Annotated in this window: 14 protein-coding genes and 1 pseudogene; 9 read left to right on the top strand and 6 right to left on the bottom strand. The window is 60.6% G+C overall.

The features are described 5' to 3' along the window. Nucleotides 1-132: 132 nt before the first annotated feature. Nucleotides 133-2,886: a phosphoenolpyruvate carboxylase gene (locus tag ACEUKI_RS05700; protein WP_144169545.1), complete on the bottom strand. Its 2,754-nt coding sequence runs from the start codon at nt 2,884-2,886 to the stop codon at nt 133-135. Nucleotides 2,887-3,171: 285 nt separating this feature from the next. Here ACEUKI_RS05700 and ACEUKI_RS05695 point away from each other — a divergent pair, with 285 nt between their 5' ends. Next, nucleotides 3,172-5,094, top strand: a complete 1,923-nt coding sequence (locus tag ACEUKI_RS05695; RefSeq protein ID WP_144169546.1) for a threonine/serine exporter ThrE family protein — start codon at nt 3,172-3,174, stop codon at nt 5,092-5,094. A 245-nt stretch (nt 5,095-5,339) separates the two neighbouring features. Further along, nucleotides 5,340-6,980, top strand: a complete 1,641-nt coding sequence (locus tag ACEUKI_RS05690; RefSeq protein ID WP_144169547.1) for a sodium/proline symporter — start codon at nt 5,340-5,342, stop codon at nt 6,978-6,980. Nucleotides 6,981-7,183: 203 nt separating this feature from the next. On the opposite strand, the pseudogene ACEUKI_RS05685 reads toward ACEUKI_RS05690, so the two are convergent. Beyond that, nucleotides 7,184-7,468: pseudogene (locus tag ACEUKI_RS05685) on the bottom strand (hypothetical protein); the annotation flags it as partial. 253 nt (nt 7,469-7,721) lie between these two features. On the opposite strand from ACEUKI_RS05685, the gene ACEUKI_RS05680 reads away from it, so the two are divergent. Next, nucleotides 7,722-9,341 carry an amidohydrolase gene (locus tag ACEUKI_RS05680; RefSeq protein ID WP_144169590.1) on the top strand — a complete coding sequence of 540 codons (1,620 nt, stop codon included), beginning with the start codon at nt 7,722-7,724 and terminating at the stop codon, nt 9,339-9,341. Between the two features lie 391 nt (nt 9,342-9,732). On the opposite strand, the gene trpS is transcribed toward ACEUKI_RS05680, so the two are convergent. Continuing rightward, nucleotides 9,733-10,824 (bottom strand): tryptophan--tRNA ligase, encoded by a 1,092-nt coding sequence (gene trpS / locus ACEUKI_RS05675; protein ID WP_144169548.1) that lies wholly within the window; start codon nt 10,822-10,824, stop codon nt 9,733-9,735. Nucleotides 10,825-10,957: 133 nt separating this feature from the next. Between trpS and ACEUKI_RS05670 the strand changes: the two genes are divergently transcribed. Continuing rightward, nucleotides 10,958-11,347 (top strand): DUF3073 domain-containing protein, encoded by a 390-nt coding sequence (locus ACEUKI_RS05670; RefSeq protein ID WP_143248052.1) that lies wholly within the window; start codon nt 10,958-10,960, stop codon nt 11,345-11,347. A 107-nt stretch (nt 11,348-11,454) separates the two neighbouring features. On the opposite strand, the gene ACEUKI_RS05665 is transcribed toward ACEUKI_RS05670, so the two are convergent. Further along, nucleotides 11,455-11,862, bottom strand: a complete 408-nt coding sequence (locus ACEUKI_RS05665; protein WP_115770323.1) for a sterol carrier family protein — start codon at nt 11,860-11,862, stop codon at nt 11,455-11,457. A gap of 219 nt (nt 11,863-12,081) precedes the next feature. Between ACEUKI_RS05665 and ACEUKI_RS05660 the strand changes: the two genes are divergently transcribed. After that, complete coding sequence (locus ACEUKI_RS05660; protein ID WP_186289891.1) at nt 12,082-14,532, top strand: glycogen/starch/alpha-glucan phosphorylase; 2,451 nt, start codon at nt 12,082-12,084, stop codon at nt 14,530-14,532. A 124-nt stretch (nt 14,533-14,656) separates the two neighbouring features. Here ACEUKI_RS05660 and ACEUKI_RS05655 read toward each other — a convergent pair whose 3' ends face one another. Continuing rightward, entirely contained in the window at nt 14,657-14,875 is a 219-nt protein-coding gene (locus ACEUKI_RS05655; protein WP_029679795.1) for a hypothetical protein, read from the bottom strand. A 197-nt stretch (nt 14,876-15,072) separates the two neighbouring features. Here ACEUKI_RS05655 and ACEUKI_RS05650 point away from each other — a divergent pair, with 197 nt between their 5' ends. Next, nucleotides 15,073-15,804, top strand: coding sequence for a rhomboid family intramembrane serine protease (locus ACEUKI_RS05650; RefSeq protein WP_080785661.1), 732 nt, complete (start codon nt 15,073-15,075; stop codon nt 15,802-15,804). A 682-nt stretch (nt 15,805-16,486) separates the two neighbouring features. Here ACEUKI_RS05650 and crgA read toward each other — a convergent pair. Next, a complete protein-coding gene (gene crgA / locus ACEUKI_RS05645; protein WP_181896211.1) occupies nt 16,487-16,963 on the bottom strand; it encodes a cell division protein CrgA in 477 nt (158 codons plus the stop codon). A gap of 83 nt (nt 16,964-17,046) precedes the next feature. Here crgA and ACEUKI_RS05640 point away from each other — a divergent pair, with 83 nt between their 5' ends. The 3 genes from ACEUKI_RS05640 to ACEUKI_RS05630 are packed head-to-tail and all read left to right on the top strand — an operon-like array spanning nt 17,047 to nt 19,777. Continuing rightward, on the top strand, nt 17,047-17,847 hold the full coding sequence (locus ACEUKI_RS05640; protein WP_115770314.1) for a DUF881 domain-containing protein: 801 nt from the start codon (nt 17,047-17,049) through the stop codon (nt 17,845-17,847). Next, nucleotides 17,844-19,082, top strand: a complete 1,239-nt coding sequence (locus tag ACEUKI_RS05635) for a class E sortase (RefSeq protein WP_115770313.1) — start codon at nt 17,844-17,846, stop codon at nt 19,080-19,082. The genes ACEUKI_RS05640 and ACEUKI_RS05635 overlap by 4 nt, the downstream gene beginning before the upstream one ends. Before the next feature lie 50 nt (nt 19,083-19,132). Beyond that, complete coding sequence (locus ACEUKI_RS05630) at nt 19,133-19,777, top strand: aminodeoxychorismate/anthranilate synthase component II (protein ID WP_115770312.1); 645 nt, start codon at nt 19,133-19,135, stop codon at nt 19,775-19,777. The last annotated feature ends 46 nt before the right edge of the window (nt 19,778-19,823 follow it).

The raw sequence follows: 19,823 nt of genomic DNA, 5'->3' as shown, positions 1-19,823 counted from the left end.
GCTGTGCTGTGATGGTTTTTGTGCGCGCAAAGCTATTGCGCAAAAACCATCGTTACGTTTTGGCCTTGGGAAGCCCACCGGGCTTCCCAAGCGGTGTTGGGCCGCGCGTGCGGCCCAACACCGGCCAAAACGTCAGCCTGTGTTCTGCAGGCCAGCGGCGACACCTGAAACGGTGCAGAGGATCAGATAGATGAATCCTGCCTGCTGGCTTTGCGAGAGCTCTTCCTTGTCCACCTTCTTGCGCAGCGACTTGAGCGCCAGCACCTGAGTGACGGACAGCGCGTCCACGTACGGGGAGCGGATGCGGATGGCCTGGCCGAGCACGTGACGGTGCTGCAGCGGCCACTTGTCGCCCACGATGGCCAGAACCCACTTGCGGGTGAGCTCCATCTCGTTGAGCACCTTCTCATTGAGGTCCTCGCGGTCGCCGAGGGCGAGGTACATCTTGGCGATGCGCTCGTCCGTCTTGGCAATGGACATCTCGATGTTGTCGATGAAGGTGGAGAACAGCGGCCACTCCTCGTAGGCCTTGCGCATGGTCTCCAGATCGCCGAACTTCTCGCAGGCAGTGCCGAGACCGTACCAGGCGGCCAGGTTGATGCGGGCCTGAGCCCAGGAGAAGATCCACGGAATCGTGCGCAGGTCGTCGAGCGACTTGGCGCCGAGGCCACGCTTGGCCGGGCGGGAGCCGATCGGCAGCAGGCCGATTTCGGTCAGCGGCGTGACGATCGAGAACCACGGAGCGAAGCCGTCGGTGTTCAACAGGTTGAGGAAGCGGTTGTGCGCGGCCTCGTCGAGCTGAGCGGCCATATCGGCGTACTTCTCGGTCATCTCGGTGTTGCGCTTCTCCACGCTCGGCGCGGACTGCAGCAAGGTCGCCGCAGCCACGGACTCGACGTGGCGGATGGCCAGCACCGGGTTGCCGTAACGGGCGAAGATGACCTCACCCTGCTCGGTGAGCTTGAAGCGGCACTTGACGGAACCGACCGGCTGGGCGAGCACCGCACGGTTGGCGGGGCCGCCACCACGACCGACGGCGCCGCCGCGGCCATGGAACAGGGTCAGATCGATGTCGTGCGACTCAGCCCACTTGGCAATGCGCTCCTGAGCGGAGTGCAGGGCCAGCGTGGCGGAGGTCGGGCCGGCGTCCTTCGAGGAGTCGGAGTAGCCGAGCATGACCTCGAGCTTGTTGCCGGTGGCCTTCAGACGAGCCTGGACCTCGGGGATCTTGATCATTTCCTCGAGCACGTCCACCGAGTTCTGCAGATCCTCAAGCTGCTCGAACAGCGGGATCACGTCGATGGTGGGCACGTCCTCCGGGTGGGAGAAGGCCAGGCGGTTGAGCTCGTAGACATCCTTGATGTTCTGGGCGCTCTTGGTGAAGGAGATGATGTAGCGGCGGGCGGCCTTGAGGCCGTTGCGCTTCTGGATGGCACCGAGGGCGCGGAAGGTGTCGAGCACCTCGTGCGTCATCGGCTGCAGTTCGCCGCGCTCGCCGTGCAGGCCGTGCTCGCGGATATCCGCAAGGGCGCGGGCGTGCACCACGGAGTGCTGACGGAACTCCATCTCCACCATGTGGAAGCCGAAGGTCTCGGTCTGCCAGATCAGATCCTGCAGCGGGCCGTAGGCGGAACGCTTGGCGCCGGCGGCGGCCAGCGAACGCTGGACCACCTTGAGGTCGGCGAGGAAGTCGTCGCAGGAGTGGTACATGAGGTCGGCGTCACGCTCGATGGTGTAGTGCAGACGATCGGCCATTACCAGCATGACCGCGCGGTGCATCTCCTTGGTGGAGATCAGGGCGGCCTTGTCGGTCAGACGCTCGCTCATTTCCTTCTGGTGGCTCCAGAGGCTCTTGAGCTCGGCGCTTGGCGGCGTGGTCTCGGCTTCCATCGTGAGGTTGCGGCCTACGGTGCGGGTGGCTTCCTCAAGGGCGGCGATCACGTGATCGGAGAACTTGCGGGCCACGGCGCGGCTCACCTTGGCGGTGACGTTCGGGTTGCCATCGCGGTCGGAGCCGATCCAGCTGCCCGGGTGGAAGAACGCGGGGCAAGCGGGCTCGACGAGACCGGCCTTGTCGCCCAGGACCCAGTCGTCGAAGCGACGGTAGACCTTGGGGATGGTGTTGAACAGCGTGTTGTCGAAGATGTCGAGAATCGTGTCCGCTTCCTCAACCGGGGTCGGCTTCTTCAGCGCGATTGGAGAAGTGCGGAACAGGGCGTCGATCTCGTTGTAGAGACGGCGCAGGCATTCCTTCTTATCCGAGCCGCCGAGGCGCTTGTACTCCTCAAGCAATTCGGAAACGCGGCGAATCTTGCCTTCCACGGCCTTACGACGGGCCTCAGTGGGGTGCGCCGTGAAGACGGGGTGGAATTCGAGCTGGTTGAGCAGTTCCTTGGCCTTGGCCGGACCAGTCTCATTGATGAGCTGATGGTAAGCGACGGTGAGCTCGTTGATCGGGTCGACCGCCTGGTCAACGGACACGTTGTTCTCGCGCTCGTGGAGCACGGAAACGCGGTAGTTCTCCTCGGACAGGTTCGCCAGATGGAAATACGTGGCGAACGCGCGGGCCAGCAGCTGGGCGTCGTGCAACGTCATGTTGTCGATGACGTTCACGGCCTCCTTCAGGCCATCCTGGTCGGGGTTCGGATCCTCCAGCTCGGCGAAATGCTCGGCGCTGGCCTCCACCGCGTAATGACGCACGGTGTCGAACGTAGACAGCAGTTCGGGGTTGTATTCGCCCAGTACGTTACGCAGGATCTCAAGACACAGATCCATGTCGTACTTTAGGCTTTCGGGAAGATCATGCTCCTCCGGGCCCTTTCGGCCGGTCCCGGTAGTGACGATGGCGGCGTCAGCGGGAGTGATCTGTTCTTCAGGTGTTGCCATATAACCTCCTTTGCCGAATAACAGGTTGCTCGGTCTACTGGTCGTCTGCGGCTCCTCCGCAGTTGTTGAGGCCAGTCGTTGCGAGCCCACAGCCCATATTCAACGTGGTTGTTGTGTGGGCAATAGTGTATCTCCGCGAAATCGCTATTTGCGTTACGAAGTCCATATAGTGCGCCAAGTTGTCCACCTATAGAGACCGAATATCGGACAGCATATGAGACACTGTCCGATTCGCGGAAGATTTGAGCACCTTACGATTGCTGGCGGGGAAGGCAGGGAGTAGTAATGAGGGATGTGAGCGAACAGAAGAAGAAAAGTGCGCCCGAAGCGAAAGGCGCAACGGCTGTACGTAAATTCCACACCCACTCCATTCCGCTGGACATGGAAGATATTGCGCGCGATTGGGAAAAACCGGTGGTGGACGCCGGTATCGCCGCCAAAGCCAGCGTGATTGTACGAGTCGGCATGCTGGACCTGGGAGCCGGCACCGGCTCCTTCCGCGTGCGTGAAATGATGCACCGCATCGCCTACCCGCTGGGCGTGCACGTACGTGCCGACGTGAACCTGACGGATATCGAGGCCACCTGCACGGATGGTCGTAACCGCATCACCGAAGTCGTGGATTTGCCGACCACCGGCGTGAACACCGAACGTATCTGGCTGCTGGAACATTTCGCCGACTGGTTCTCCGTGAATCTCGGCAAGGGGTCGATGTATCACGTCGATTCGCAACTGTCCGATGGCGTGGTCAAGCATTTGGACGAACGTGACGCTTCGCAGTATTCGGCCGATCTGGCCAAGCGCCTGCGCGAACGTGCCAAGGCCGAGGCTGAGGCGGCCAACGGCAGCGTGGACGAGGCGCTGGATCTTGCGTCGAAAACCAAGGTACTCGTGACCTCCGTGGCCAAGTCCTTGGATGATGACAATGAAGAAGCCCACCGACTTTTGGCGGACAGCGCGGAAGTCACTCCGGTCGAAGACAAAGCGGCCGAAGAGAAGGCCTACGACGATGCCGAAGTGTTTACCGGTGACTCCAATGAGTCGGTTGAATCGGCGAACGCGGCGAATGCCGAGGCGGGCGCTGAGGGCGCGGCGGCGAACGCGGCGAACGGCGCAACCGCCGAAAGCCCTGCTGCAAGCAGTACGAAGCGCAAGAATCGCGTGCCCAAGGAATACGCCGAACACTTCAACGAGCGCTCCGACGAAGAGAAGGCCAAGGGCGGTATCACCGTGCGGCAGGCGCACGAGCGGCTCGATCTGATTGAGCGACGCAAGCCGCTGTACAAGCCGTGGTTCTCCGGTTTGGCCTCCGCCCTGGCCTGCGCGGCCTTTGTGTTCCTGCTCGGCGGCGGCCCATACGACATGATCGGTGCGTTCGTGGGCGCGGGCCTTGGCCAGTGGATGCGTCGCCGGCTGTTTGCATACCATCTGAACCAGTTCTTCGTCACCTTTGTGTGCGTGGCCGCGGCGGCGCTCGCCTGCACCGGCACCCTGCGACTCATCGGCATTTTCGACCCAGTCGCGCTCTCGCACGATACGGCCTACATCGGCGCCATGCTGTTCGTGATCCCCGGTTTCCCGCTCATCACCGGCGGACTCGACATGGCGAAAATCGACTTCCCCTCGGGCATCCAGCGCGTGGCGTACGTGCTGTGCATCATCCTGATGGCCACGCTGGCAGGCTGGGCCGTGGCCGTGATGGTGCACCTGCACCCGGAAGGCTTTGAACCGCTGGGGCTTGACCCGTGGGTCAACGGATTGCTGCGGTTCGTGGCGGCGTTCGTCGGCGTGTGGGGCTTCTCTGTGCTGTTCAATTCGCCGCAGCGCATGTGCCTGGCCGCCGCCCTGATCGGTGCGATCACGGACACGCTGCGCTTGGAATCGCAAGACTTCAACGTGGCACCCGAGATGGCTACCTTCATCGGCGCGTTCCTGGCGGGCATTCTGGCATCGGCGTGGCGTTCATCCGTGCGACGTGGCTGGCTACCGCCGCACCTCGGCTACCCACGCATCTGCCTGACCGTGCCGTCGATCGTGATCATGGTGCCCGGTCTGTATATGTACCGTGCCATGTGGTACCTCGGCAGCTTCCAGACCATGAATGCGCTGGACTGGGCGTTCCGTGCGTTCATGGTGATTATCTGTCTGCCGATCGGTTTGGCGATGGCCCGCGTGGTGACCGACAAGTCCTGGCGCTACGACATCTGACCGTCATCTTGGCTCCCCTCGGGTGAGGGGAGCTCGGATAAAACAGCGTCTCAGTATGGAAACGGTGGAAGGTGCTTGAGCCCTTGTATCCATTACCATCAGGCGAAGTGCGTTGCGGCCGTATTCACGGCTGTGACGGTCTGTATGACGCCGCTCCGGCGTCAATCGCATATCAGCACGCATATCAGCACATAGTTCTGCCATGGCGGTAGCCGCTTGACGTCATGATTGAGGAGGGGTCGCAGTTGGCCAACGATTTCTGGATTCTGCTGGCCATGGTCATCTATTTTGCGGCCATGCTGTCCATCGGATTCATCTACTCCAAACGCTCCAACTCCTCCTCCAAAGAATACTTTGCGGGCGGGCGCGGCGTGGGGCCGTGGCTCACGGCCCTGAGCGCCGAAGCCTCCGACATGAGCGGCTGGCTGCTGATGGGCCTGCCGGGCCTGGCCTACTTCACCGGCGCGGCCGACCCGATGTGGACCGCCATCGGACTGGCGCTCGGCACCTATCTCAACTGGAAGCTTGTGGCCCGGCGACTGCGCCGCTACTCGGTAGTGGCCGGCGATGCCATCACCATTCCTGACTTCTTCGCCAAGCGTTTCCATGACAAGAAGGGCGTGGTCTCCACCATCGCGGCCGTGATCATCCTGGTGTTCTTCAGCGTGTACGTGGGCAGCTGCTTCGTGACCGTGGGCAAGCTGTTCGCCACGTTGTTCGGTTTCGACTACCACGTCATGATGATCATCGGCGCGGTGGTCGTGTTCGTCTACACCGTGGTGGGCGGCTACTTGTCCGTGGTGATGACCGACTTCATTCAGGGCATGCTCATATTCTTCGCGCTCGCGGTGGTGTTCATCGGCACCGTGGCCAGCGCGGGCGGCATCGACAACACCGTGGAATTCCTGCGTGCCATCCCCGGCTACCTGTCCGGCACGCAGGTGGCCGCGCCCAAGCTGGACCCGGCCACCGGCCAGCAGCTCGTCGAGGCGGGCAAGGCCGTGTTCGGCGCGCCCTCCGACTACGGCATCATCACCATCATCTCCATGCTGGCGTGGGGCCTGGGTTACTTCGGTATGCCGCAGGTGCTGGTGCGCTTCCTGTCCATCCGCAGCGTGGAAGAAGTGCGCAAGTCCCGAATCATCGCCACCTCTTGGTGCGTGATTTCGCTGGGTTGCGCAGTGTGCATCGGTTTGGTGGGGCGTGCGATGATGCCCACCGAACTGCTGACCTCCACCGATGCGGAAACCATCTTCATCGTGCTGGCGCAGACCCTGCTGCCGAGCTTCATGTGCGGCGTGGTGGTCTCCGGCATTTTCGCGGCCTCGATGAGCTCCAGCTCCTCGTATCTGATCATCGGCGCTTCGGCCATGGGCGAGAACATCTTCCGTGGGCTGCTGCACCGCAAGGCCACCGACAAACAGGTCATGATTGTGGCCAGGGTCACGCTGGTGGTCATGTTCCTGTTCGGCATTCTGGTGGCATACGACCAGAACTCGTCGATCTTCCAGGTGGTGTCTTACGCGTGGGCCGGGCTTGGCGCCTCATTCGGCCCGTTGATGCTGTGCTCGCTATACTGGCGTCGTGCCAACAAGGCCGGAGCCGTGGCCGGCATGCTGTCCGGCACGGCGGCCGTGCTGATCTGGCACAACCTCGTCAAGCCCTTGGGCGGCGTATTCGCCGTCTATGAGCTGCTGCCGGCGTTCATCATTTCGCTGCTGTTCATCGTGGTGGTTTCGTTGCTGACCGCCAAGCCGAACGAGCGCATGCTCTACGAATTCGACCACTACATGGACGATCCGCTGCCCGGCACCCTGCCGTCCGGCACCGTGCTCGTTGACGAGCCCATGGAAGCCATGGAGTCCGAGGCCTGCAGCGTCAAATGACACGTGCCTGCTGTGCGGTCGGCTCGTATGACAGAGGAGTGGCTTTTTTGTGGTTCGGCAGGAACCATTGAGGCCAGATCAGCCCCTTGAAATGGGTTTTGAATACCGTAGCGCGGTGCGGACGGTGCGGACTGACTCTATCGGGCTCATTATTCCTGCGTCGTCGGAATAATTGGCAGCAGAGGCTCGAATTTCAGCCGTTTGTATTGTCCCTCGATTATGACCGTGTCTAGTGGAAAAGGCCATACAACCACTTTGACCCCCACAATGTGCCGTTTGTCATTGGCGTGTGGAACCGCAACAATGGTTGTAGTTGCAAGGCCTCTGTGTTTGCTTGATATGCGGGGTACTTCAATTGACAAAAGCTCCAACGCTGTTGTCAGGGCATAGGGTGGGCGCCATGCGCTTCGTCGTTGAACATCTGCGCACGTCTGCATTCGTTGGTACTTCTGCATTGTCAGCTCGGTCAATGCCGTTGAGCTACCCATGATGATCACCCCTTCGTGATGTTCGCTTTGTCCTCGCAGTGTAGAGTCCGGCTGCCGGCCCTGTCTACCGCCCCAATTTTTCGGTGGATAAATGTGGATAAGTCGGTGGATAAACTATGGGTGTTCATCGCAGTTGCAGGCCATCCCGCAATTACATGGAACGTAGGGGTTTGCAGGCAGCCAACGGGAATCGCCGCCGACGGCGCGATTCAGCTTGAACGAATCTCCATGGCGTTCATGCAAAGGTGGCATGATGGCGGGTATGAGTAGCTTGGTGCGTATTGTCAATGCCGGTGTTCCGGGGTCTCAGGACCGCGTGGATGTGGTGCTTCGCGATGGGGTTGTTGCGTCTGTCGGCCCTGCTGGAACGGTCTCGGCTTCGGACAGCACGATGCAGACTAAGGCGCATACGACATCGTTGGCATACGCGACGAATGCCATTGCTTCTGGCAGCGTCTCAATCCCAACGTCGGCCGCCGCACCCGCCGACGAAACCACCATCGACGCCGACGGCCTGTGGGTTATTCCCGGCCTGTGGGACTGCCACACGCACTTCACGCAATGGGCCAAGACGCTGGGCCGACTGGACCTCATCAATGCCCGTTCCGCCGCCGAAGCGATGGACATGTTGCGCCGTCATCTGGATGAACGCCGCGCCGTCGGCACGCTTGACCCAGATGCCTTCGTGGTGGGCATGCGATTCCGTCACTCGCTGTGGGCTGATGACGAGCAGCCCACACTGACCGCAATTGACGCCGTGACCGGCGAACAGCCGGTGGCCCTCTCCAGCGCGGACATGCACTGCGGATGGGTGAACTCCGCCGCGGCCCGCAGGCTTGGCGTACATGTGGACGAATCCGGTCTGGTCGGTGAACTCGAATGGTTCAACGCCTACATCGCCTTCGACAAGGCGCCGGGCGCTGCTGAAGAGACTGACCGTCTGCTGCGCGAGGCCGAACAGAACGCCGCGAATAAGGGCGTGGTGGGCATCCGCGATTATGAAATGGCCGAAAACATCGATACGTGGACCAATCGTTTCGCGGCCGGCATTAACGGTTTGCGCGTGGATGCCGGTGTATACCCCGAGCGGTTGCGAGCCGCCATTGACGCGGGTTGGCATACCGGCAAGGAATTGCCGGGCAGCGCCGGGCTCGGCCATGTGGGCGTCATGAAGCTCATCTCGGACGGATCGCTCAACACCCGCTCCGCCTACTGCTCCACGCCGTATTCGGGCATCGAGCCGCTGACGTATGGCACGCTGAGCTACACGCCGCAGCAAATCGAAGACTATATGCGCCTAGCCACCGAGCATGGCTTCGACATTGCCTGCCACGCCATTGGCGACGAAGCGAACACCATTGCGCTCAACGCAGTCGCCGCCACGCACGCACATGGATCGATCGAGCACGCGCAGATGCTCAAACCCGTCGATATCCCGCGTTTCACCGAGCTGGGGCTCACGGCCAGCATCCAACCGCAGCACGCCATGGATGACCGCGACGTCATCACCCGTTTCTGGGCCAACCCGGCCGGCATCCCTTATCCGTTCAGGGCCCTCCACGACGCCGGTACCACGCTGCGCATGGGCTCGGATGCGCCCGTGGCCCCGCTGGACCCGTGGCTGGCCATTTCCGCCGGCGTGTTCGGCACCGAAAGCTCTGACCGCGAGCCGTTCCAGCCCGAGCAGTGCCTCGATGTGCATACCTCGCTGGCAGCCTCGACCGCCACTGGCCGTGACCGCCTTGCATCCGGCGACCCGGCCGATGTGGTGTTGCTGGACGCCGACCCATACGCCGCCGATACTCCGGAAGTCATGCGCGCTATGCCGCAACACGTCGTAATGACATTGCTGTGCGGGGAGCGTACGTATTGATGCAAGCCATCGGCATGAAGTGACCAGAGGTCCGTCTTGATAGCCGCGTTGCACGGAAAACATGTTGTGTTTTTTGAATTGAGAGCTACTAACGCTTGATTCTCCGTTTCAGGGGGCGGATTTGAGCCTTTCCGGAGGTCTATCTCCGTTTCAAGGGGCTGGTCATGCGCTCAATCTCAGATAAAATCCCATTCACGCCAACGTCATTCCGCCGTTTTTGTGCCTCGCCTACTTGAGCAACAGCCCCTCGAAGCGGAGATAGATGTCCGGAGAACAAGAAATCCGCCCCTCGAAGTGAAGATAGGACACAGCAGACGCCGCAATACAAAAAACGCCGTGTCAGTTGCCCAGTTGGGGCTGACACGGCGTCTTGCTACGAGCAGCGGGGAAATCAGTACTTCATGCCCATGGCCTCGCGCACCTGGTCGAGGGTCTCCTCGGCGATGGCGTTGGCGCGCTTGTTGCCGTCGTGCAGGATGTCACGAATGGAATCCATGTCCTTGGCCAGCTCGGCGCGGCGCTCGCGGTGCGGGGCCAGGAACTCGTTGACTGATTCGATGACGTATGCCTTGAGCGCGCCGGCACCGGAATCACCGATCTCCTCGGCGATGTCCTTCGGGTCGCGGCCGGTCACCAGGCCGGCGGTGGTCAGCAGGGCGGAGACCTGCGGGCGGGCAACCGGGTCGAAGGTGATGCGGCGCTCGGAATCGGTCGGGCTCTTCTTGATGAGCTTGGCGGTTTCCTCGGCGGTGGCGCCCAGCATGATGGAGTTGCCGTACGACTTGCTCATCTTGCGGCCGTCGAGACCCGGAATCTCCGGTGCCTCAGACAGAATGGCGGCCGGCTCCGGGAACACCGGGTTCTTCTTGGCGTAACGCTCGTTGAAACGGCGGGCGATGGTGCGCGTGATTTCCACGTGCGGCAGGTTGTCCTTACCGATCGGCACGACATTGGCCTTGCAGAAGAGGATGTCGCACGCCTGATGCACCGGGTAGGTGAGCAGCAGACCGGTCAGCGCGTGGCCGGACGCCTCCATCTCGGACTTCACGGTCGGGTTGCGGTGCAGCTCGGCCTCGGTGACCAGGGACAGGAACGGCAGCAGCAGCTGGTTCTCGGCCGGCACGGCGGAGTGGGTGAACATCATGGTCTTGTTCGGATCGATGCCGGCGGCCATGTAGTCGAGCACCAGGTTCAGCACGTTGTCTTGGATGTGCTCGGTGGTGTCGCGGTCGGTGATCACCTGGTAGTCGGCGATGATGATGTTCGTGTTGATGCCGCGCTCCTGCATGGCGACACGCTCACGGATCGAGCCGAAGTAGTGGCCGAGGTGCAGCCGGCCGGTCGGACGGTCGCCGGTCAACATGGTGAAGGACGACGGCTTGGCCTCCAGCTTGGCGAGCGTTTCGTCCGAACGCTTTTTGGCCGCGAGGAAGCTCGCGCTCATCTCATTGCCTGCCGCTGTCAGTTGCTGCTCGTCGGTCATGCGAAATTCCTTTGAATATGCCTCAAATAAACGCTTTTTATGGTAAAAGTGTGAGCCGACAACGAACAAGCCACTATTAGTGGTACTCTCTATTGTTGATGAATCGAACAGCACAGTAATCGCAGGGGGTCAGATGGGCCGCGGACGTCAAAAAGCAAAACAGCAGAAAATTGCCCGAAAGCTCAAGTACCTGACCACCGATACCGACTACGATGAGCTGGCAAAAGAGCTGAGCGAGCAGGAGCCGGGAATGGGCTCTCCTGACCCGTTCGCCGACATCGATGACCAGTATGCGGACAAGGATGTGGATTCCGCTGTTGATGACCACGCTTCCGGTGCCGTCGAGACAACTCCCGCTACGCAGGAGGATGACCTCGACGAGTACGCCAAGTGGGCTGCCGAAGCCGCCGCAAAGGCGACCAGCGGCGAGTTCCCGGCCTCCGCGCCTGCCGCGCCGAAGCCGGCCCCGCGCAAGCCGATTCCGATGCCCATGCCTTCCGCGCTCAAGCCCAAGAAGAGCTGAACGCCGGTCTTCTCGTAATAATCCCCTTGTGCTTGGTTGAGCACAAGGGGATTTGTGATTATGGCTGATGGTGCCGCCGCTGGTGGCTTACGCTTACGCTCCGCGCCTCACAGCGGCAGCAGGTCGCTCAGGTCGTCGCGCTCGCCGACCGCGCTGATGTGACCGGCGTCCTTTTCCTCCGCCCAGGTGGTGATGCCGCAGGCCAGTCGTAGCCAGACCTCGGGCTCCAGTTCGATGACGTCCGGTGGAGTGAGGTTGTGCGGGTCCGATTCCGGGCCGTCCAGGATCTTGACCGCACCCCACGGCGCAACGCGCACCTCCACGCCAGGGCCGGGTGCGCGCCGCTCCAGCAGAAACAGCGAGTAGCGCACGGCCATCGCCCACACCGGGCGTGGCAAGACAGGGGAGACGGTCAGACGATGTGGTGTGTTGTCTGCCAGCTCCCGGGCCGCGGCACGCCATTGCACCAGCGCGTCATGCCCGCGTTTCAGGTCTTTTTCAAGAATTACTGCCATGTATCCCATCATGGCACCGGAGCCGGAAGATCTTCCATAATGCAAACGGTGGCATACGGTGTGATGTGGAACATCGGGACATGTGCTACGCTCTCAATGAGAACGTATGCAAGAACGCTCCGCCATCGTCGTTACAGAGAGTTCATGCTTACGTTTGTGCGACGATACCTATCGCGCGGCATAATAAACACGGGCACTTATCCCGGAAGGAAAGTCAGAATGACCGAAATCACCGCACCGAAGTCTCCTGTCACGGCGGAACAATTCGCCGACGAGATTCGTGAACAACTGAAATACACTCAGAACGTCACCGCCGAGCAGGCCACCCCTGCTGACGTGTATGTCGCCGCATCCAAGGCCGTGCGCAACCACCTTGCCGACTCCTGGTTCGAGACCCAGGCCGACACCGTGAACGGCAACACCAAGGCCGTCGGCTACCTGTCCGCCGAGTTCTTGATGGGCAAGCAGCTGGAGAACGCACTGCTGCACGCTGGCCTGACCGACCAGTTCGACAAGGCTGTGGAAGCCCTCGGCTTCAAGCCGAAGGACGTCGTGGACGCCGAATACGAGCCGGGCCTCGGCAACGGCGGCCTCGGCCGTCTGGCCGCCTGCTTCATCGACTCCCTCGCCTCCCTCGGTGTGCCGGCCTTCGGCTACGGCATCCAGTACAAGTACGGCATCTTCAAACAGAAGTTCGACGAGAACGGCAAGCAGGTCGAAACCCCGGACTACTGGCTGGCCAACGAAGAGCCGTGGGGCCACACCGACTACAACCGTGATCAGAAGGTCTCCTTCGGTGGCAAGGTCGTCGAAAACGCCGACGGCACCAAGACCTGGGAACCGGCCTGGTCCGTGCGCGCCGTGCCGGTGGACTACATGGTTCCCGGCTACAAGTCCCAGCGTGTGAACACTCTGCGCCTGTGGACCGCCAAGAGCTACGACGAGTTCGATCTGCTCGCCTTCAACCGTTCCGAGTACATGGACGCCGTGGCCCCGCAGGTCAAGGCCGAGAACATCTCCAAGATCCTCTACCCGGAAGACTCCACCAAGGTCGGTAAGGAACTGCGCCTCGAGCAGCAGTACTTCTTCGTCTCCGCATCCCTGCACGACGCCATCCGCGTCTTCTACCCGGGTCAGGACAAGCCGGACCTGACGACCTTCCCGAACAAGATCGTCTTCCAGCTCAACGACACCCACCCGGTGATCGGCATCCCCGAGCTCATGCGCATCCTCACCGATGAGTACGGCTACGACTGGGATACCGCGTGGTCCATCACCACCAAGACCTTCAACTACACCTGCCACACCCTGCTGCCGGAGGCCCTTGAGGTCTGGCCGGCCAGCCTGATCGGCGAGCTGCTGCCGCGTCACCTTGAGATCATCGAGAAGATCAACGCGCAGTTCGAGGACGAGCTCAAGTCCAAGGGCGTCGACAAGAACACCATCAAGGACATGGCCATCTACACTGGCGACGCCGTGCGCATGGCCTACCTGGCCACCTACGGCGGCTCCCACGTCAACGGCGTGGCCGAGCTGCACTCCCAGCTCCTGAAGGACGTCACCCTCAAGAACTTCTCCGATGTCTACCCGGACAAGTTCACCAACGTGACCAACGGCGTGACCCCGCGTCGCTTCGTCAAGCTCGCCAACCCGCGCCTGTCCGACCTCATCACCGAGGGCCTCGGCACCGACAAGTGGCTCTCCGACCTGGAGATGCTCAAGGGCCTCGAGCCGCTGGCCAAGGACGATGAATTCGTCAAGAAGTTCGCCGCCGTCAAGAAGGCCAACAAGCACGCATTCGTGGGCTTCGCCAAGGACCACTACGGCATCGATATCGACGAGAACACCCTGTTCAACACCATGGTCAAGCGTCTGCACGAGTACAAGCGCCAGTCTCTGAAGATTCTCGCCGTGATCTCCACCTACGCCGACATCAAGTCCGGCAAGGTCAAGGCCGAGGACATCACTCCGCGCACCGTGTTCTTCGGTGCCAAGGCCGCTCCGGGCTACTACCTGGCCAAGATGACCATCGAGCTGATCAACAACGTTTCCCGCGTGATCAGCAGCGATCCGGCCGTCAAGGGCAAGCTCGCCGTCCACATGCTGCCGAACTACAACGTCGAGATGGCTCAGAACCTCATCCCGGCCACCGAGCTTGACGAGCAGATTTCGCAGGCCGGCAAGGAGGCCTCGGGTACCGGCAACATGAAGTTCGCCCTCAACGGCGCGATGACCGTCGGTACGCTCGATGGCGCGAACGTCGAGATCCGTGAGCGCGTCGGCGCCGATAACTTCTTCCTGTTCGGCATGACCGTCGACGAGGTCGAGAAGAAGTACGCCGAGGGCTACGATCCCGCCTCCTACTACGAGGCCGACCCGCGCCTGAAGCACGCCATCGATATGGTGGCCGACGGCACCTTCTCCAACGGCGACCGCAACGCCTACTCCCCACTCGCGGCCGACTGGCTGACCAAGGACTGGTTCATGACCCTGGCCGACTTCTCCGCCTACATGGACATCCAGTCCGAGATCGAGGCCCTCTACGCCGACGAGCTCGAATGGAACCGCAAGGCCTTGCTCAACGTGGCCAACTCCGGCTACTTCAGCTCCGACCGCTCCATGGAGGACTATTTGGAACGTATCTGGCACACTGCTCCTCTGGCCGACTGAGTCCACGAACATTCTGGCTCCCCTCAGAGAGGGGGAGTCAGGTTCCTGTTGAGAGACGTAAAGGGCCCTGTACCCAACCACGCGGGTTGGATACAGGGCCCTTTTGCGTTGAAAGACTGCCCTATCAGGCTTCGGCCGGGGCGGCTTCCGCCTCGTCATCGGCTTCATCCTCGGCCTTATTCAGACCCAGGTCGACCGGCGAGGAGCTGTTCTCCCACGGCTCCTCCCACGGATCGTAATCCGGGTTCTGCTGCTTGTAGATGTACAGGCCAACAAGCGCGGCGAGCAATCCGCCGAACAGCAGCGCGAAGAACTTCCAACCGTTAGAAGACTTGTTCTCCATGACGGCTCCTTTCCCTAGGGATCGTCTGGTCGGTATGCCCATTCAGACCGACTCTGCTCCCTATTCTAGGCCGCTGTTTGTGACGATTGGGTGGAATGACATTCGTGGGCGATTCATCCGCGCCCGTCTGTCCTCGACCGGCTCAGCATCTTCGCGGCGCGTGGAACGCATCCGAGACCTTCGATACAGTGGACTGCATGCATATTCCTACACAACGGGAGATTCGATACCAGTGGGAGCGCGGTGGTCCGGTGATGACCTGGGCGCTGATTGTTGCGTGCGTGGCAGTGTGGCTACTGGAGGTATTGCTGGGATTTATTGCCCCGGGCCTGAGGGCTTGGTTGATGCACCTCGGCATGGCGGCTCCGGTCAGACTGGTGGCTGAGCCGTGGACGCTCATCACCTCGATGTTCCTGCATGCGCCGAACTCGCTATTGCATATCCTGTTCAACATGATTGCCCTGTATTCCGTGGGCCCAGTGCTGGAACGAATGATCGGCCACTGGCGGTTCTTGGGACTGTATGTGATTTCCGGCCTTGGCGGCTCTCTGGGACTTATGGTGTGGGCTGCGGTGGCTCCGGGAGGCATCGGCTGGCAAATGGCAGCATACGGGGCTTCTGGAGCCTTATTTGGCCTGTTTGCATCATTGCTGGTGGTATATCGCCGTATCGGCGCCGATATCCGCTCCATGTTGATCTGGATGGCGGTGAACTTCGCCTTGCCGTTCGTGGTCGGTGGCGTGGCGTGGCAGGCGCATGTCGGCGGCTTTGTAGTGGGTGGAATACTCACATGGCTGCTGGTGGGTGGTGTGCCGGCGTGGCGCGGTAAAAGCCTGAAATGGCGCATGCAGGTGTACGGCTGGGCCATGGTGGTGCTGGTCATTGCGTTGATTCTGTTGTGCAATATGGCCAATCCTTACGGGGGATGAGTTTCGGCTCCCTGCACTGATATGGCTTGATATGGCTGTAAAAAACACGATTGATGCCGGGCATTGCGGAACATGCAGTGCCCGGCATCAGTGTATGTGCGGAAAGCGGCGATGTGGATATTAGCGATGTGGATATCGTCGTTCGGCGAGTGGGTGTGTGCCGTATGAAGATATCCACAGTAATGAGATGCGCGCAATGATGAGTTATCCACGATGACGCGTTATCCACGATAACGAGTTATCCACAATGGTGACTTGTGCACAAGTGTGTAGAAAAGTGCATAAGATTGTGGATAACTTATGTGGATAAGTTAGGAATGCCGCGGTATTACTGGGTTTGTTGCAGTGGATAACTCGGGTGTATAACTGTTCCCTCGTTGTGGCGATGTGCGACAATCCAAAGTTATGCACGAGATATACACCGAGAAACGCCGCTTATCCACCACTTATCCACATGGTTTTCCACATTCGGTGGAAAACTACATGGGTGTAATTCATCCACAGGCTGTGGATAACGTAGTGGATAAGTCGTGGATAAGTGGTGGATAGCTGTGGATGAACAGGCCAAGGCACGAAAAAGGCCGGCCTCCGCATACGGGAGGTCGGCCTTTCTCATAAGAATTAAGGACAACCTAACGATAGAAAAACAATCTACCGATAGATAAGCGCAACGAGCCGGAACTCAGCGCCATCCCATCGTCATCAGGAATCCGATCATGATCAGGGCGAAGCCGATGCCGAGGTTCCACGCACCGATGTTCGGAATCGGCCAGGAGCCGGACGGGGAGAGGTAGTACACCACGCACCAAATCAGGCCGATGATCATAAACGCGCAGAACAGCGGCACGAACCAACGTGGGTTCGACTTGGTGCCCTTAATGGTTTCTTCAACACGCTTGGTGTTCTCCGCCTGACGGTTCATCATGCGCTGCATCTGCGGGGTCAGCGTGGCCTTATCGGCAGTGGCGTTGAGCACGGCCTGCACCTGCTCCATATTCACACCGTAAGCCGCGTCTTCCTCGGCAGAAGCGTTCTCTGCGTTCTGCTCGGTGTCTTTGTTGGCGGTCTCGTCAGCAGCGGTGCTGGATAAGGTCTCGTTCTGCCAGTCCTTCTGGTTGTTCGAGTCGGTTTCGTGCAGCTCTTCGTCAGCCATCAGCATAGTCTCCATTCAATAGGCTAAAAGTCATAATAGTGGCTACACTCGAAAGCGGCGACCAGAGTCGGCAAAAAGACAGGAAATTCATGGCCAGACATGTAGGTAAGCACGGTGCACGGCACTCCCTATGGGGTGGTGTCGCGGTATTCGTCGTCATTGCCTTGACCGGTTTTCTGCTGAGCACCAACGTGAGGGTCAATCGTACGGTTGCCGTCACCAACGATACGGCCGATCTGGTGGAGCAAGGCGTGGGCGAGGCCAACCAGCTGCAGCAGGACGTCAGCGATCTGACCGAACAGGTCGCCAATCTTACAGACGCGCTCAAGGCCGATGGCACCGACGGTACTGACAGCACGCAGAACCAAGGCAAGGACTCCAGCAATGTGGATTCCAGCCTGATGCTGCCCGCGCTCAGCGGCAGCGGCGTAACGGTAACGCTGGATGATTCTCCGTTATGGGAGAACGCCGTCAACAACAATGGCACGACCGCCAATATCAACGATTACGTGATCCACCAGCAGGACGTCGAATCGGTGGTGAATGCCTTGTGGGCCGGCGGTGCCGATGCGCTGACGATTATGGATCAGCGGGTGCTGTTCAATTCGGCGGTCATCTGTTCCGGCAACGTGCTGTCGTTGCACGGTAAGAAATACTCGCCGCCGTTCACCATTTCCGCGATTGGTGACCCGCAAAGACTTCGCGCAGCGTTGAACGACTCCGAAGCCATTACCATTCTTAAGCAATATGTGACCGCGTTTGGCATTGGCTACAAGGTGGAGAATGCCGAGGACCTTCAGTTCCCCGCTACCGCCGCCTTGCTGCAGCAGTTGAAATATGCCACGGTCGATACTTCAAAGACCACAGATGAGGAGCAGACTCAGCAATGAGACACGGCAGGCACAACAGCGGCGCACCGGCGCCCATTGATCTTGCGTCCGTGTCGGACGTGCAGCCCTTCCCCGAGGACGATGCCGCACGAATGGTGGCAGACCCGGCCAATGCCAGTAGGGCAAGGTCCCGTCGTGCCGCAGTACGCGGCGCGTCTTCGCCCAAGCGGAGCCCGGTCTGGCAAGCACTCGGCATCTGCGCCGAACTGCTGATTACCGCTGCCGTGATTTGCGCCCTGTACATCGTCTGGCAGATGTGGTGGACCGGTGTCGAGGCGGAGCGAGCCCAGAACGAAACCACCCAGTCCGTCGACTGGAGCGACCCCAGCAACAACGGGGAAACGGTCACCATCGCCAAAGCCCAGGAGGGCGATGCGCCGGTACAGCCGAAAGACGCGAAATATGGCGACTTGATTGCGCAGATCTACATTCCGCGCTTCGGCTCCCAATGGCACCGCAACATCGTGGAAGGCACCACGCTCGAGCAGCTCAATCGCCACGGTCTGGGCCATTACGACACCACCCAGATGCCGGGGCAGGTCGGCAACTTCGCCGTCGCCGGCCACCGCAACGGCTACGGGCAGCCGTTGGGCGATGTGGACAAGTTGCAGGAAGGCGATCCCATCATCGTTCGTACTAAGGATTACTGGTACGTCTACCACTACACCCGGTACGAGATTGTGCTGCCCACAGACGTGTATGTGACCGCCCCCAATCCGGAAGACTCCACTGCCAATCCCACCAAACGCATGATCACACTGACTACCTGTGAGCCGAAATACTCCACCCCCACCCATCGATGGATCAGCTATGGTGAGTTGACGTACTGGGCCAAAGTGTCTGATGGCGTGCCCAAAGAGCTGGCTACTACTGATTCGTCCGGTGCAGTGAAGTTCTCCACCAACGAAACCCCCTCGATCGCTTCCCGCATTGGCTCGCTGGACAAGGTGGTATTCGGCGCGCTGGTAGTGTGGCTGGTTCTGTTTATCGCCGCTGCGGTGGCATGGCGCTGGCCGGTGCTGCGCGAGATTCGCGCGGGTGAGCGTCGCCGTCCGGATGCCAGCATCTATGGCGGACTGTTGCGTCTGCAGCCCGGCGTGGCACCGATTCGATGGCTGCTGCTGGCTCTGCTGTTGTTCGCAGCCGCCGCGGCGCTGTTCCAGTGGGGATTCCCTTGGGCCGCCGCCAATATCCCATTCCTACAGCAGATGTCGAACTTCGTGGCAGTGAGCTGACGGCAGCCTAGTACTATGGCTTGCAGTACATGTCCCTCAAGGAGAGCCCTATGACCGATTCCGCGCATATTTTGGTGGTGGATAACTACGATTCCTTCGTCTACACGATCGTAGGCTATCTGCAAACCCTTGGCGCCACTGTTGATGTGGTGCGTAACGACGCTATCGACCCGGCCGCGCCGGGTGTACTGGACGGTTACGATGGCGTGCTGATTTCTCCCGGCCCTGGCGCTCCGGCCGAATCCGGTGCCAGTGAGGATATGATTCGCCTGTGCGCGGCCAGCGGCGTGCCGATGTTTGGTGTGTGCTTGGGCTTGCAGGCGCTCGCCGAGGTGTATGGCTGCACTGTGGACCATGCGCCCACCATCATGCATGGCAAGACCAGCTTGGTGGAACATATCGATGACGAGATTTTCGAGGGCGTGGCCAACCCCATGACCGCCACCCGCTACCATTCGTTGGCCGTCGAGCCCGATTCGGTGCCGGATACGCTGGTGGTTACCGCGTGGACGCAGGGCGACCACATTATTCAGGGCGTGCGTGTCAAGGGCAAGTCGATGTACGCCGTGCAATTCCATCCCGAATCCGTGATGACCCAGGACGGCTACCGTCTGCTGGCCAACTGGCTCAAGGTCTGCGGCCAAGACAACGCCGTGGCCAAGTCCGCCGGCCTTCAGCCCAAAGTCACGAAGTAGCTTTTCCGCGCGCGGCGACGCTTTCCCTGGATTGTTGCGCTGGGAT

The organism is Bifidobacterium sp. 2450 (genome assembly GCF_041900695.1).
Taxonomy (GTDB): domain Bacteria; phylum Actinomycetota; class Actinomycetes; order Actinomycetales; family Bifidobacteriaceae; genus Bifidobacterium; species Bifidobacterium longum.
Note: the sequence above shows the minus strand (reverse complement) of the source record. Positions and strands in the feature narration are given on the sequence as shown.